13 protein-coding genes are annotated in these 14,786 nt (G+C 69.7%); 5 read left to right on the top strand and 8 right to left on the bottom strand.

The window, feature by feature from the left end; translation table 11 throughout:
* From AC1DQF_RS03850 to AC1DQF_RS03880, 7 genes are all read right to left on the bottom strand, one after another.
* Positions 1-630: NAD(P)/FAD-dependent oxidoreductase (locus tag AC1DQF_RS03850; RefSeq protein WP_477523888.1), on the bottom strand; the 630-nt coding region annotated here is incomplete at its 3' end.
* 113 nt (positions 631-743) lie between these two features.
* Positions 744-2,456, bottom strand: coding sequence for a BCCT family transporter (locus tag AC1DQF_RS03855; protein WP_477523889.1), 1,713 nt, complete (start codon positions 2,454-2,456; stop codon positions 744-746).
* A gap of 108 nt (positions 2,457-2,564) precedes the next feature.
* Entirely contained in the window at positions 2,565-3,554 is a 990-nt protein-coding gene (locus AC1DQF_RS03860) for an ABC transporter substrate-binding protein (RefSeq protein WP_477523890.1), read from the bottom strand.
* 47 nt (positions 3,555-3,601) lie between these two features.
* Positions 3,602-5,722 carry an ABC transporter permease gene (locus tag AC1DQF_RS03865; RefSeq protein WP_477523891.1) on the bottom strand — a complete coding sequence of 707 codons (2,121 nt, stop codon included), beginning with the start codon at positions 5,720-5,722 and terminating at the stop codon, positions 3,602-3,604.
* Positions 5,719-6,792 (bottom strand): quaternary amine ABC transporter ATP-binding protein, encoded by a 1,074-nt coding sequence (locus AC1DQF_RS03870; RefSeq protein ID WP_477523892.1) that lies wholly within the window; start codon positions 6,790-6,792, stop codon positions 5,719-5,721. The genes AC1DQF_RS03865 and AC1DQF_RS03870 overlap by 4 nt, the downstream gene beginning before the upstream one ends.
* Complete coding sequence (locus tag AC1DQF_RS03875) at positions 6,789-6,971, bottom strand: lycopene cyclase family protein (protein WP_477523893.1); 183 nt, start codon at positions 6,969-6,971, stop codon at positions 6,789-6,791. The genes AC1DQF_RS03870 and AC1DQF_RS03875 overlap by 4 nt, the downstream gene beginning before the upstream one ends.
* Before the next feature lie 263 nt (positions 6,972-7,234).
* Positions 7,235-8,092, bottom strand: a complete 858-nt coding sequence (locus AC1DQF_RS03880) for an IclR family transcriptional regulator (protein ID WP_477523894.1) — start codon at positions 8,090-8,092, stop codon at positions 7,235-7,237.
* A 96-nt stretch (positions 8,093-8,188) separates the two neighbouring features.
* Here AC1DQF_RS03880 and purU point away from each other — a divergent pair, with 96 nt between their 5' ends.
* On the top strand, positions 8,189-9,049 hold the full coding sequence (gene purU / locus AC1DQF_RS03885) for a formyltetrahydrofolate deformylase (protein ID WP_477523895.1): 861 nt from the start codon (positions 8,189-8,191) through the stop codon (positions 9,047-9,049).
* A 50-nt stretch (positions 9,050-9,099) separates the two neighbouring features.
* Positions 9,100-10,779, top strand: a complete 1,680-nt coding sequence (locus AC1DQF_RS03890; protein WP_477523896.1) for a formate--tetrahydrofolate ligase — start codon at positions 9,100-9,102, stop codon at positions 10,777-10,779.
* A gap of 6 nt (positions 10,780-10,785) precedes the next feature.
* Here the strand turns inward: AC1DQF_RS03890 and AC1DQF_RS03895 are convergent, their stop codons facing one another.
* Entirely contained in the window at positions 10,786-12,267 is a 1,482-nt protein-coding gene (locus tag AC1DQF_RS03895) for a trimethylamine methyltransferase family protein (protein WP_477523946.1), read from the bottom strand.
* Positions 12,268-12,328: 61 nt separating this feature from the next.
* Between AC1DQF_RS03895 and AC1DQF_RS03900 the strand changes: the two genes are divergently transcribed.
* From AC1DQF_RS03900 to AC1DQF_RS03910, 3 genes are read left to right on the top strand one after another with little or no spacing between them, the layout of a single operon-like run.
* Positions 12,329-13,216, top strand: a complete 888-nt coding sequence (locus AC1DQF_RS03900) for an IclR family transcriptional regulator (protein ID WP_477523897.1) — start codon at positions 12,329-12,331, stop codon at positions 13,214-13,216.
* Entirely contained in the window at positions 13,213-13,899 is a 687-nt protein-coding gene (locus AC1DQF_RS03905; RefSeq protein ID WP_477523898.1) for a corrinoid protein, read from the top strand. The genes AC1DQF_RS03900 and AC1DQF_RS03905 overlap by 4 nt, the downstream gene beginning before the upstream one ends.
* Complete coding sequence (locus AC1DQF_RS03910; RefSeq protein ID WP_477523899.1) at positions 13,899-14,786, top strand: dihydropteroate synthase; 888 nt, start codon at positions 13,899-13,901, stop codon at positions 14,784-14,786. The genes AC1DQF_RS03905 and AC1DQF_RS03910 overlap by 1 nt, the downstream gene beginning before the upstream one ends.

Below are 14,786 nucleotides of genomic sequence, written 5' to 3' on the forward strand. Positions count from 1 at the left end.
CCACACCCCCGCGGCGATGACGACGGTGCCGGCCTCGATGTCGCCGCCGCTCGTCCGCACCCGGGTGATGCGCCGACGCCCGTGGGGTGCCTCCTCGGTGTCGAGGCCGATCACCTCGACCGTGGGGACGACGGTCAGCTCACCGGTCGCGAGCGCCTGCTCGCGCATGATGGTGCCGGCCCGCAGCGAGTCGACGACCCCGACGCCGGGCGTCCAGAACGCGCCGATGAACTGGTCGGTCTCGATGAAGGGGACCTTCTCCTTCACGAAGTCCGGGTCCACCAGCTCGGCCTCGATCCCCCAGGCCTTGGCGCTCGACATCCGGCGACGCAGCTCCTCCATGCGCTCCTCGGTGCGGGCGATCTCGAAGCCGCCTGACTGGGTGAACACGCCCATCTCCTGGTACTGGCGCACCGAGTCGAGGGTGAGGTCGGTGATCTCGCGGGAGTGGTCCACGGTGAAGATGAAGTTGGACGCGTGACCCGTCGAGCCGCCCGGGTTGGGGAGCGCTCCCTTGTCGATCTGGACCACGTTGCGCCAGCCGAGTCGCGTCAGGTGGTGGACGAGGCTGTTGCCCACGATCCCCGCTCCGATGACGACGACGTCGGCGGTTGCCGGAACCTCTGCCATGGCCTACTCCTGTTGCGTAATGCGCAACGTGTTGCGCTATGTGCGTCCCCGTGAAATGTACGCCGTCGTCCCCGGCCGGTGTCAAGGAGCCGGGGACGACGGTGCGGGTCGGATCAGGCGCGGGCCTCGGGCTCCTCCGGCGCCTCCTCGATCGGGGCCGGGTCCGCGCCGAGGGTGGCCAGGGCCACCGTCTGGTGCTCGACCAGGTCGTACTTCTGCGCGTGCAGCACCGCCCGGCGTACGCGCGTGGGCAGCGTGGACTCGTAGGGCTCCTCGCGCAGGGACTTCATCAGGGACACGCACATCGCCACGATGACCAGCATGAACGGCCCGGCCACGATGATCACCAGGGTCTGCAGGGCGCTGAGCCCTCCGGACCACAGCAGGATCGATGCAACCGCTCCCTGGGCGACGCCCCAGAAGACGACCAGCCGGCGCATCGGATCCTCCTCACCGTGCTGGCTCAGCATCCCCATCACGATCGAGGCGGAGTCCGCGCCGGTGATGAAGAAGATCGCGATGAGGAACACCGCCAGGACCACGGTGACCGACGAGAGGGGGTACTCGCGGAGCATCGTGAACAGCGCGCTCTCGGTGCCCTCCGAGACCAGCACCGCCCCCAGGTCGTCGGCCCCGCTCAGCTGCACGTCGAACGCCGACCCGGCCATGATCGAGAACCACACGAACGACACCAGGCTCGGCACCGCGATCACGTAGACCACGAACTGGCGGATCGTGCGGCCCTTGGAGATCCGGGCGATGAACATGCCGACGAACGGCGTCCACGAGATCCACCAGGCCCAGTAGAAGATCGTCCAGCTGCTGATGAACGCGTCACCGCCGAAGGCCCCGGTGCGGAACGACATGGCCGGGAGGTGCGTGAGGTAGCCACCCAGCGACTCGGTGAAGGTGCTCATGATGAACACCGTCGGACCGACGACGAAGAGGAAGAACACCAGCAGCAGGGCGGCGATGGCGTTGGCGTTGGAGAGGAACTGGACCCCCTTCTCGACGCCGGTCACCGCGGAGGCCACGAAGCAGGCGGTCAGGACCGCGATGACCGCGACGGTGACCCAGTTGGACTCCCCCGAGCCGAACACGTCGTCCAGGCCGCCCGTGATCTGCAGCGCGCCGAGGCCCAGCGAGGTGGCGGAGCCGAAGAGGGTGGCGAAGATCGCGATCACGTCGATCGCCTTGCCCGGCCCCTGGCTGGCACGCCGGCCCAGCAGCGGCCCGAACGCGCCGGACACCAGGTTGCCCGATCCCTTGCGGTAGGCGAAGTAGCCGATGGCCAGTCCGATGACGGCGTACATCGACCACGGGTGCAGGCCCCAGTGGAAGAAGGCGTACTCCATGGCGGTGCGGGCGGCCTCGGGGGTGCCGGCGGCTGCGCGCCCGGGCGGGATGCTGCCCTCGTCGGTCGCGGTGAGGTAGGTCAGCGGCTCCGCGACGCCCCAGAACATGAGCCCGATGCCCATGCCGGTCGCGAACATCATCGACACCCACGAGAAGGTCGAGAACTCCGGCGTGGAGTCGTCGGGCCCGAGCTTGATGTTGCCGTAGCGCGTCGTCGCCAGGTAGACGGAGAAGATCAGGAACGCCGCGCTGACCAGGACGAACATCCAGCCGAAGCTCTCGGTGAGCCATTTGAGCACCTCGCCGGTGCCCGACGTCATGCCCTCGGAGTCCACCGCCCCCCAGAGCAGGAAGGCCGCCACCAGGGCCGCGGCGACCCCGAAGGTGACCTTGTCCAGCGGAAGGTGTCCATCGTGCCGAGGATGCTCGTCGCCGCGTCCCGGCGGTGCCTCACGGATGGTCTGCGCCATGTCGCACTCCTTTGCGCCAAGCCCGGGGGGTTGCGCCCTCCGCAACAAAAGTGCGGAGGACGCAACCACTGTGGCCTGTGATGCAGATCACGTCAAGACTCGCCGGGCTCAGGCGAGCCAGGCGTCGACCTTGTCCTTGTTCTCCTCGACCCACTTCTTGGCGGCGTCGTCCGGCGTCATACCGTCCTGGCCGATGTAGCTGGCGACCAGGTTCTGGTCCTCGTTGGTCCACTCGAAGTTCTTGACCAGGTCGACCGCCGGCGAGTCGGAGCCGGCGAACGTGGTCGAGATCAGCTTGTTGAGGTCGTACGGCGGGTAGTCGCACGCCACCTTGGCCGGATCGGCGTCGCAGCCCTTGGTGTAGGCCGGCAGCTCCACGTGCGCGATCTGCACCGGGTCCTTGACCCCCGGCGTGGCCTGGCCGTCGACCTCCGCGTACCACTGCGGCGTGTAGAAGTAGGCCAGCAGCGGGGTCTTGTTCTTCTCGGCGTTCTTGAAGCTCGTCAGCAGCGCAGCCTCGCTCCCGCCGACGACGACCTGGTAGTCCAGGTCGAGGTTGTTGACCAGGGCCTCGTCGTTGGTGACGTAGGACGGGTCGCCGTCGAGCAGCTGGCCCTTCCCACCGGACTCGGAGGTCTTGAACATGTCGGCGTACTTGTTGAGGTTCTCCCAGTTGGTGATGTCCGGGTACTCCTCGGCCATCCACTGCGGCACGAACCACCCGATCAGTCCCTGGTTGCCGGTGAGCCCGGCGTCCTCGACCGTGCCCTGCTCGTCGATGTACTTCTTGATCAGGTCGTCGTGGCCCCAGTTCTCCACGATCGTGTCGATGGAGCCGTCGGCCATGCCCTGCCAGCCGACCTCCTCCTTCACCTCGGGGTAGGTCACGTTGCACCCGAGCTCCGTCTGGGCGACGTACCCGATCACGTGGGCGTTGGCGACGTACCCGGTCCACGGGTTGATCGCGATCCGGAGGTCCCCACAGTCACTGCTGCTGGCTGCGGTGTCCTTGATGTCGCCGCCACCGCAGGCGGCGAGGCAGAGGCCCACGACCGCGGCAACAGCGACCAGCCGGGTTCGGCGTAGTCCTCGTCCCATGCGTCTTCCTTTCCTAGGCTCCGCGACCGCTCGCGAAGAAGTCTTGGTCATCGCCCGTACCTCGCCGCGGCGTAGCGCGCGATCCGGTCGAGCATCACGCCCATGGCCGTGATGGCGATGCCGGCCGCCAGGCCCTTGCCGAACAGCTGGTCCTGGGAGAAGCCGGACACCACGATGTAGCCGAGGCTGCCGCCGCCGACCATGCCGCCGATGACGACCATCGACAAGACGTAGAGGATGCCCTGGTTGGTCGCGAGCACCAGGGCCTCGCGGGCCATCGGCAGCTGGACCTTGGAGATCATCTGCCACGAGGTGCTGCCGCTCGCCCGGGCGGCCTCGACCGTCGTCGGCGCGACTCCGCGGATGCCGTCGGCGACGAGCTTGGTGGCGATCGGTACGGCGTAGGCCGTCGCCGCGACGATCGCGGTGAACCGGCTGGGGCCGAACAGGGCCAGGGCAGGCACCAGGTAGACGAACGGCGGGATGGTCTGGAAGGCGTCGAGGAACGGGCGGATGCCGACGTCGGCCCTGCGGTTGCGACCCATCGCGACGCCCAGCACCACGGCGATGACCATCACCAGCACCGTCGCGACGAGGGTCATGGTCAGCGTGATCATCGAGTCGTTCCACAGGCCGGTGGCGTAGATGACGCCGAGGCAGACGCCGGTGACGGCGGTCGGTCGCCACCCTCCGAGCAGGAAGGCCACCGCCAGCAGCACGAAGGCCATCAGCCACCACGGGGAGTCGGCCATCAGCGACTGGAGCGGATTGATGACGTAGTTGGACACCGCGTCCTTGAGCGCGATGGTGTACGAGCCGACCGCATCCACGACCGTCTCGTTGATGTCGTTGATGACCCTCGTCAGGTTCGGGCCCGACAGGTACTTCAGGACCGGCACGTCCTCGACGTTCGGGAACGCGGCGAGGTTGAGCCGTTGGCGCGACAGCCAGACGGCGACCGCCACCGGGACGAGCAGGAGCCCTTGGAGCAGCCAGCGCCCGGCCCGCGTCAGCCGAGGGCGGCGGGCACCCTTGCCCGCCGACTCGCTCGCCCACCGAGGCAGGCGCTCGATCATGACGCCGGTGAGCATGACGCCCGGGCCGCTGACCGAGGCCAGGCTGGACCTTCCCTGGGCCTCGGACCGCTCGCTGGCGGCGGTGGTGGTCCGGTCGAGCATGATGGCCATCAGCACGATCGCGAGCCCAGCCACCGAGGCGGCACCGACGTTCTGGATCTGCAGGGCGGCCACGACGTTCCTGCCGAGCCCGGGCCCGTTGACCAGGGCTGCGATGGTGGCCATCGACAGGGCGGCCATCGTGCACTGGTTGACGCCGACCACGATGGTGCGCCGCGCCATCGGCAGCTGCACCCGGCGCAGCATCTGCCCCTGGGTGAGGCCCATCGACCGGGCGGCCTCCACGGTGGTGTCCGAGACGGACCGGATCCCGTGCTCGGTGATCCTGACGACCGGAGGCAGCGCGTAGATGAAGGTCAGCACGACCGCGACTGCGGGACCGATGCCGAAGAACAGCGCCAGCGGGGCGAGGTAGCAGAAGGCGGGCATCGTCTGCATGACGTCGAGCACGGGCGTGACCGCTGCGGAGACCGCTCTGCGGCGCGCCATCGCGATGCCGAGCGGGATGCCGCTCAGCACGCAGAACACCACCGCGGTCAGCGTGATGATGAGGGTGTCCATGCTCTCGGGCCAGAGACCGACGACGCCGAAGAGGAACAGCGAGACGACCACGAGGAGGGTCGAACGGAGCCCGGCCACCACGAACACGAACCACGCCGCCAACGCGATGACGCCGAGCCAGCCGATCTCGGGGACCGGGCGGGGCACGGCGGGGATGCTGACCAGCTCCTGGAGGAACCGGATCAGCGAGTCGAGGAAGTCGCCGATGCTGCCGAGGACGCCCCCGAAGAACCAGTTGTCCTGGCCCTCGAGCTGGATCCAGTCCCGGACGTCGTTGAGCCACTTGTGGAAGTCGTTGGTGTCCTGGAACCCCAGGGCCAGGGTCTGCTGGCCCTTGAACGCCGCCCAGCCGACGAGCCAGATCGCCAGCACGCCGAGGAGCTTCGGACCGGTGTGACGCTCCTTGCCGGCCGCGACGTACGGCATCTGCTCCTTGGGCTCGACGCGTGTCGGACTCTCCGTGGTGGTCATGACACCGGCTCCTCCGCCACCACGACCCGGAGGATGTCCTCGTCGTCGACGACCCCGACGAGGCGGTCGCCGTCCATCACCCGGCAGGGGCCGTCATGGTCGAGCACGACCCGGGCGGCGTCCCGCACGACCTGGTTGACCGACAGGGCAGGACCCTCGAGCCCCTCGGTGCCGTCCGGCGGGCGCATCACCCACTTCAACGTCAGGACGTGTGAGCGGGGCACCTCGCTGGTGAAGTCGCGCACGTAGTCGTCGGCCGGGGCGCCGACCACCTCGTCCGGCGTCCCGATCTGGACGATCTCGCCGTCGCGCATGATCAGGATCCGGTCGCCGAGCTTCAGCGCCTCCGCGAGGTCGTGGGTGATGAACACCATCGTCTTGCCGACCTCCTCGTGGAGCCGGATCACCTCGTTCTGCATGTCGCGCCGGATCAACGGGTCGAGCGCAGAGAAGGGCTCGTCGAACATCATCACCGCGGGGTCGGCGGCCAGCGCGCGGGCGAGCCCGACCCGTTGCTGCATCCCGCCCGAGAGCTGGTCGGGGTAGTTGTTCTCGTAGCCGCTCAGCCCGACCAGGTCGACCATCTCCTGGGCCCGGTTGCGACGGTCGCCCTTGCCCTCGCCCCGCACCTCGAGTCCGAAGGCCACGTTGTCCACGACCTTGCGGTGGGGCAGCAGCCCGAAGTGCTGGAAGACCATCGAGACCTTGCGGCGGCGCGTGTCGAGCAGCGCCTTGTCCGACATCGCCGTGATGTCCTCGCCGTAGAGCTCGACGGTGCCGGCGGTCGGCTCGATCAGCCGGGTGAGCAGTCGCACCAGCGTGGACTTGCCCGAGCCGGAGAGCCCCATCACCACGAAGACCTCGCCCGGGGCGACGTCGAAGCTGACGTCGCGGATCCCGACGACGTGGCCGGTCTTCTCCTGCAGCTCCTTGCGGGAGAGGCGGGCGTCGGGGGTGTCGATGATCTTGTCGGCGCGGGGGCCGAAGATCTTCCACAGGTTGCGCACGGACAGGGCGACCTCGGAGCTGGTCTGCACTGCGGGCGATTGCGGTTCGGTGATGGCAGTCATGGCTTCTCCTCGTGCTCGGCGACGACGTTGCGTCGATCGCCCGGCGGGTACAGCGGTGTGCCGTCGCGCGCGTGCGCAACCCGGACGCTGGTGCCGAGGTCGGCGGACAGCCGATCGGCGAGCGCGCACCCGGCGGAGCCACCACCCACGATGACGACGTCGTACCGGTCTGCGCCCATGGTCGTCGCCTACTCCTCGGACCAGTGCTGCACGGCAGGGGAGCTGTCGTGCCGTACGTGCTCGGCCTCGCGACACGCGTCGAGCGGGGCCGCACCGCGCGCGCCCGCCCACGCCCCGTCCACGAAGAGATCCGGCACTGGTTCCCACCCTCGGCTGATTCTGTTGCGCATGTCGCAACCGGATGCTCCGAGCGCAACCAGCAGACACATCCGAGAATGATGGGACGACACCCGGTCGTCAAGGGTGACCGAACCAGCGTGACCTAGCGGTGACCCCAGCCCAACCGGTGCGAGACCTCGACAGCCGCCTCGGTGACGAGGCGGACGACCTCGTCGAGGCGTTCGGTCGGCAGTCGGAACGAGGGTCCCGAGACGCTCATCGAGGCGACCACGTCGCCGTGCGCGTTGCGGATCGGCGCGGCCACGGCGGTGAGCCCGACCTCGAGCTCGTCGACGGCCAGGGCGTAGCCCTGCGCGCGGACCCGGTCGAGCTCCTCGCGCAGCTCGGCACGGCGGGTGATCGTCTGAGGTGTGTACGCCGCGAGGGTGCCGAGCAACGTGTCCAGGACCGTGTCGAGCGACGCGTCGTCGAGCCCGCTCAGCAGCACCTTGCCGTTGCTCGTGGCGTGCAGCGGGATGTGCTGGCCCACCCAGTTGTGGGGCTGGAGGGCGGACGAGCCGGCGACCTGGTCGAGGTAGAGCGCCGAGCTCTCGGAGAGGACGGCGACGTTGACCGTCTCCCCGGTGTCCGAGGCCAGCTGGCGCGAGAGGGGGCGGGCCTCCTGGACGAGGTCGAGGCGCGCCGTGGTGGCGCCCGCGAGCCGCAGGACGCCGACCCCGAGGCGGTAGCGCCCGCGGTCGACGGTCTGCTCGACCAGCCGGTGGGCCTCCAACGTGGCGACCAGGCGGAACGCGGTGCTCTTGTGGACGCCCAGCTCGGCGGCGATCTCGGTGACCCCGGCCTCGCCGACGCGGGCCAGGACCTCCAGGATCGCGAGGGCCCGGTCGACGGACTGGACGCCCTGGCCAGTGACGGCCGAGGTGGTCTCGGGGGCCGCGCCCGCGACCTCCAGGTCGACCCGGCCGTCGACCTCGCCCGCGATCGGGGCAGCCTTGCTCATCCTCGGAGACTAGCGCACCTGCTGTTGCGTATCGCAGACTGCGTTCCGTCGAGCGCAACAACCGCGTCGACCCCCGACCCGCCCCGAGGAGCCCCGATGGTGCAGGCACCGAGCGACTACGTGCTCGTCCTCTCCTGCCCGGACCGGCCGGGCATCGTGCACGCCGTCTCCGGGTTCCTCGTCGAGCACGGCGGCAACATCGTGGAGAGCCAGCAGTTCGGGGACCGGTTGACCGACCGCTTCTTCATGCGCATCGACTTCGCGGTGGACGGCCCGGCCACCGCCGACTCGCTGCGCGACGCCTTCGCCGGCGTGGCCGGACGCTTCGACATGACCTTCGAGCTGTGGGGCTCCACGGCGCCGTACCGCACGCTCATCATGGTCTCCAAGCACCTGCACTGCCTCAACGACCTGCTCTTCCGGGCCAGCACCGGCGCCCTGCAGGTGGAGATCCCGGCCGTGGTGTCCAACCACCGCGACGCGGAGGCGCTGGTGCGCTCGTACGGCCTCGACTTCCACCACGTCCCGGTCACGCCCGACACCAAGGCCGACGCGGAGCAGCGCCTGATGGAGCTGGTGGACGCGACCGGGACGCACCTGGTCGTGCTGGCCCGCTACATGCAGGTCCTCTCCGACGACCTGTGCCGCCAGCTCTCCGGCCGGGCGATCAACATCCACCACTCGTTCCTGCCCAGCTTCAAGGGCGCCCGCCCCTACCACCAGGCCTTCGACCGGGGCGTCAAGCTCGTCGGCGCGACCGCCCACTACGTCACCGGGGACCTCGACGAGGGCCCGATCATCGAGCAGGACGTGATCCGCGTCGACCACACCCACGACCAGGACCAGCTGGTGGCCGCGGGGCGTGACGTCGAGGCGCAGGTGCTCTCGCGCGCGGTGCGCTGGCACGCGCAGTCGCGGGTCCTGCTCAACGGGGACCGCACCGTCGTCTTCCGCTGAGCGGCGGGCACCGACCGAAACCACCAGGCACCACCGAGGAGGACGACCACATGCTGTCGGACATCGAGATCGCCAACGCCGCCACCCTGCAGCCGATCCGGGACGTGGCTGCCCAGACCCTCGGGATCCCCGAGGAGCACCTCGTGCCCTACGGCCACCACAAGGCCAAGGTCGACCTCGCCTACCTCGCGTCGCTGGCCGACCGGCCCCTGGGACGGCTGGTCCTGGTGACGGCCCTCTCCCCCACCCCGCCCGGCGAGGGCAAGACCACCACGACCGTCGGCCTCACCGACGCCCTGCACGGGCTCGGCCACCGGACCGTCGCCTGCCTGCGCGAGCCGTCCATGGGCCCGGTGTTCGGCATGAAGGGCGGCGCCGCCGGGGGCGGCTACAGCCAGGTGGTCCCGATGACCGAGATCAACCTGCACTTCACGGGCGACTTCGCCGCGATCGCGGCCGCCAACAACCTGCTCGCCGCCCTCATCGACAACCACGTGCACCACGGCAACGAGCTCGACATCGACGTGCGCAGCGTGACCTGGAAGCGGGTGCTGGACACCAACGACCGGGCGCTGCGCGAGGTGACCGTGGGGCTCGGCGGCCACGCCAACGGCTTCCCCCGCGAGGACGGCTTCGACATCGTGGTCGCCTCGGAGCTCATGGCGATCTTCTGCCTGACCGAGTCCTGGGCCGACCTCAAGAAGCGGATCGGCGACATCGTGATCGGCTACACCCGGGCCATGGTCCCGGTGACCGCGCGCCAGCTCGGCGCCGACGGGGCGATGGCCGTGCTGCTCCGCGACGCCCTGGCACCCAACCTGGTGCAGACCCTCGAGGGCGCACCGGCCTTCGTGCACGGCGGCCCCTTCGCCAACATCGCCCACGGGTGCAGCTCGGTCACCGCGACCCGCGCCGGCCTGCGGCTGGCCGACATCGTCGTCACGGAGGCCGGGTTCGGTGCGGACCTGGGCGCCGAGAAGTTCGTCGACATCAAGTGCCGCAAGTCCGGCCTGCGCCCGGACGTCGCCGTGGTCGTGGCCACCGTCCGCGCCCTGAAGTACCACGGCGGCGTGGCCCTGGCCGACCTCGGCACGGAGGACGTCGGTGCGCTCGAGGCCGGGATGGTCAACCTGCGCCGCCACCTCGACAACGTCCGTGACGTCTACGGCATCCCGTGCGTCGTCGCGGTCAACCGCTTCCCCACCGACACCGACCTCGAGGTGGCCACGGTGGTCGAGATGGTCGCGGCCGAGGGGGTGGCCGCCTTCCCGGCGACCCACTTCGCCGACGGCGGAAGCGGCGCGCAGGACCTCGCCAAGGGCGTCCTGGCCGCCTTCGACGAGCCCTCGCCGTACGAGTTCTCGTTCACCTACCCCGACGACCTCTCGCTCACGGCGAAGGTCGAGGCGATCGCCACCCGGCTGTACGGCGCCGGACAGGTCACCTGGGACGCCAAGGCACGGCGTCGCCTGGACCGCATCGAGCGCGACGGGTACGGCGACCTGCCGGTGTGCGTGGCGAAGACCCAGTACTCCTTCTCCACCGACCCCAGGTCGCTGGGCGCCCCGTCGGGCCACGAGCTGCACGTCCGCGAGGTCCGGCTCTCGGCCGGCGCCGGCTTCGTCGTGGTGGTGTGCGGCGACATGATGACGATGCCCGGCCTGCCGCGCGACCCGTCGGCGTCCCGGATCGACCTCGCGGACGACGGGACGATCAGCGGCCTGTCCTGACGGCGGTCAGTCGCCGAGCTCGGCACGCCGCCGGACGACGTACTCCTCGAGCTCCTCGCGGACCGCGTCGTCGAGCGCCGGCTGCTCGAACTCGTCGAGCTTGGTCCGGTAGATCTCCGAGGCCCGGTCGTTGGCGTCGCGGCCACCGTTGCGCATCCACTTCTCGTAGTTGTCCGACGAGGACAGCATCGGGCGGTAGAAGCAGGTGCGGAAGCGCTCCATGGTGTGCATGGCCCCGAGGAAGTGCCCACCGTGACCCACCTCCTCGTGGGCGCCGAACGCCATCGACGCCTCGTCGATCTCCATCGGCGTGAACTCGTGGCGCAGCATCTGGAGCAGCTCGACGTCCACGATGAACTTCTCGTAGCCGGCCACCAGCCCGCCCTCGAGCCAGCCGGCGGAGTGCATCACCCAGTTGGCGCCGGCCAGGAAGGTCGGCATCAGGGTCATCAGCGCCTCGTAGCCGGCCTGAGCGTCGGCCACCTGCGAGGACGTGAGCCCGCCGCCGGTGCGGAACGGCAGCCCGAAGTGGCGGGCGATCTGGCCGGTGCACAGCAGGCCGATCCCCGACTCGGGCGTGCCGAAGGTCGGCGAGCCGGACTGCATGTCGATGTTGGAGAGGAACGACCCGAAGATCACCGGGGTCCCGGGCCGGATCAGCTGGGACAGCGCGATGCCGGACAGCGCCTCGACGATCTGCTGCACCAGCGCGGCCGGGATGGTCACCGGCGACATCGCCCCCATCAGGATGAACGGGGTCAGCACCACCGGCTGGCCGGCGCCGGAGTACTCGAACTGCGCCTCCAGCATCCGGTCGTCCCAGCGCAGCGGCGAGTTGCAGTTGATCAGTGAGATCGTCGCCGGGGTCTCCTCGATCGCCTCGCGGGAGCCGAACAGGATCGAGGTCATGGCCAGGGTGTCCGCGGCGTTGACCCCCGAGACGACGTTGCCCATGTAGACCTTGTCGGTCAGCGTCTGGAGCGCGTAGGTCATGTCGAGGTGCCGACTGTCGAGCGGGGTGTCGTTCGGCTCGCAGATCACGCCGCCCGCCGAGTCCAGCACCGGGAACGTCTGGGCGAGCTTGGTGAAGCTGCGGAAGTCCTCCATCGTCGCGTCGCGGCGTACGTCGCCCTGACGCACGAAGGGCGGCCCGTAGACGGCGCCGAAGGCCATCGAGTCCCCGCCGATGTGGAGGTCGTGCTCGTGGTTGCGCGCCTGCACGTCGAACTCGCGGGGCGCCTTGGCGACCTGGGCGAGCACGAAGTCGGGGTCGAGGAAGACCGTGTTGCCCTCCACCCGCTGCCCCGCCTTGCGGAAGAGCTCGAGCGCGCGCTCGTCCATGAACTCCACGCCGATCTCGGTCATCAGCCTGCGCCAGCCCTTGTCGAGCGTGGCCATGGCGTCCTCGGACAGCACCTCGTAACGCGGCATCGTGTTGCGGAACACGGGTCCTCCTGGGTGTGGACGGGGCCGGACGACTGCGGACAGGTGCTTGACCCGACCGCGCGGCGGCTCCTAACCTCATGATGTGGAACTACGGTTCCACATCATGGAACTCGTGGGAACCCCCACCGCGATCCCGATTGCCGCACCCAGCCGACGCAAGGAGCTCCACGTGACCGAGCCGGTCGCCCACGGCGGAGCCAGCGGCACCCGTGCCGTCGACCGCGCCGCCGACCTCGTGGCCACGGTGGTGCGCGCCGACGAGCCGTTGACGTTCGCCGACCTCCAGGACGCGAGCGGCCTGGCCAAGTCCACGACCTCGCGGATGCTCACCGCGCTCGAGCGCTCGGGGCTGCTGGAGCGGGACGCCGCCGGGTCCTACGTCGCCGGCCGCCTCTTCTGGCTCTACGCCGCGCGCCACGACCCGTGGGACGAGCTGGTCCGGCTGGCGCGGCCCGCGATGGAGGCGATCGGCGAGGAGACCGGCGAGACCATCCACCTGAGCGTGACCCGCGGCGACCGCGTCGTGCAGGTCGCGCAGGTCGACTCGACGTACCTCCTCGGCACCCGCGACTGGACCGAGGTCGAGGTGCCGGCCCACTGCTCGGCGCTCGGCAAGGTGTTCCTCGCCTGGGGCGCGCTGGCGTTGCCCGAGGGCACCCTGGAGCGGCCGACCCCCCGGACGGTCGCCGACCGCGAGGCCCTGCGTCGCGACGGGGTCGACACCCGTGAGCGCGGCTGGGCCCTCACGGCCGACGAGCTGGAGATCGGCCTCACCGGCATCGCGGTCCCCGTCTTCGGCGTGCACGACGACGTCGTCGCCGCCGTCGGCATCTCCGGGCCCACGCCCCGGCTGGAGGAGCGGCTCGACGAGCTCGGCCTGCGGCTGCTGGAGCACGCCACCGGGCTCTCCGCCCTGCTGCGCGGCAGCACCCCCGTCAACACCACCGCAGCACACCGCACGTCACACAACCAGGAGGAGGTGGTCGCATGACTCCCGAGGAGATCCTGCTGACTCCCGAGCAGATCCTGCAAGGCCTGTACGACGAGACGCTGGTCGGCAACGCCCCCCGTGTCCTCGAGCTGACCAACGAGGGCCTCCGCATCGACATGGAGCCGCAGACGCTCCTGTTCGACGCCTTGATCCCGTCCCTGGAGGAGGTGGGTGCGCGCTTCGAGCGGGGTGACTTCTTCGTCCCCGAGATGCTCATCGCCGGTCGGGCGATGGCGGGTGCCATGGAGCGGCTGCGCCCGCTGCTGGCCGAGACCGGCGTGCAGACCATCGGCAAGTTCCTGATGGGCACGGTCAAGGGCGACGTCCACGACATCGGCAAGAACCTCGTCAACATCATGCTCGAGGGCGCCGGCTTCGAGGTGATCGACCTCGGCGTGCAGGTCGCCCCGGAGAAGTTCGTGGAGGCCATCGACCTGCACCAGCCCGACATCGTCGGCATGTCCGCGTTCCTCACCACCACGATGCCGATGTTCAAGGCCAACATGAACGCCCTGGAGAAGGCCGGCATCCGCGACAGCGTCATCGTCATGGTCGGTGGTGCCCCGGTCACCCAGGAGTACGCCGATGCCGTCGGCGCCGACGGCTATGCCGCCGACGCGTCGCAGACCGTCAAGCGGGCCAAGAGACTGCTCGAGGAGAAGCGCTCGAAGGTGCCCGCCTGATGTCCGCTCCCCGCCTCGAGACGGTCCTCCGCTCGGCCACCCAGCAGGTCGTCATCGGCCACGACACCCGCTTCTGCCTGATCGGCGAGCGGATCAACCCGACCGGGCGCCGCATCTTCCAGGAGCAGCTGCGCGCCGGCGACCTCTCCGCGATCGAGCGCGACGTGATTGCCCAGGTCGAGGGCGGCGCCGACGTGCTCGACATCAACATGGGCGTGCCGCTGACCGACGAGGCCGAGCTGCTGGCCAAGGCCATCACCATGGTCCAGGCCCTCACCGACAAGCCCATCTGCATCGACTCCTCGGTCGTGGAGGCGCTGGAGGCCGGGCTCTCGGTGTACCAGGGTCGTGCCCTGGTCAACTCGATCACCGCCGAGGACGAGCGGATGGAGCAGATCCTGCCGCTGGTCAAGAAGTACGACGCGGCCGTCATCGCACTGCCCAACGATGCCGACGAGATCCCGATGGAGGTCGAGAAGCGGATCGTGCTGACCCGCAAGATCATCGAGGTCGCCACGACGGAGTACGGCATCGCGGCGGCCGACATCGTCATCGACCCGCTGGCCATGCCCATCGGCGCCGACCAGGAGGTCGTCAACACGACGCTGGAGACGATGCGCCGGATCCGCGAGGAGTTCGGGGTCAACATGACCTGTGGCGCCTCCAACGTCTCCTTCGGCATGCCGTCGCGCCACAGCCTGGGCGCCGCGTTCCTGCCGATGGCCATGACCGCGGGCCTGACCTCCGCGATCATGGACACCCGCACGCCGCAGATCGTCGAGGCCGTCAGGGCCGCCGACCTGCTGCTGGGGCACGACGAGTGGGGCGGCAGCTGGATCGCCGCGCACCGGGCGCGCCAGGCGAGGGAAGCCGCAGCGGCCCAGTGA

The sequence above is a fragment of the Nocardioides sp. P4_G4 genome, assembly GCF_056401085.1.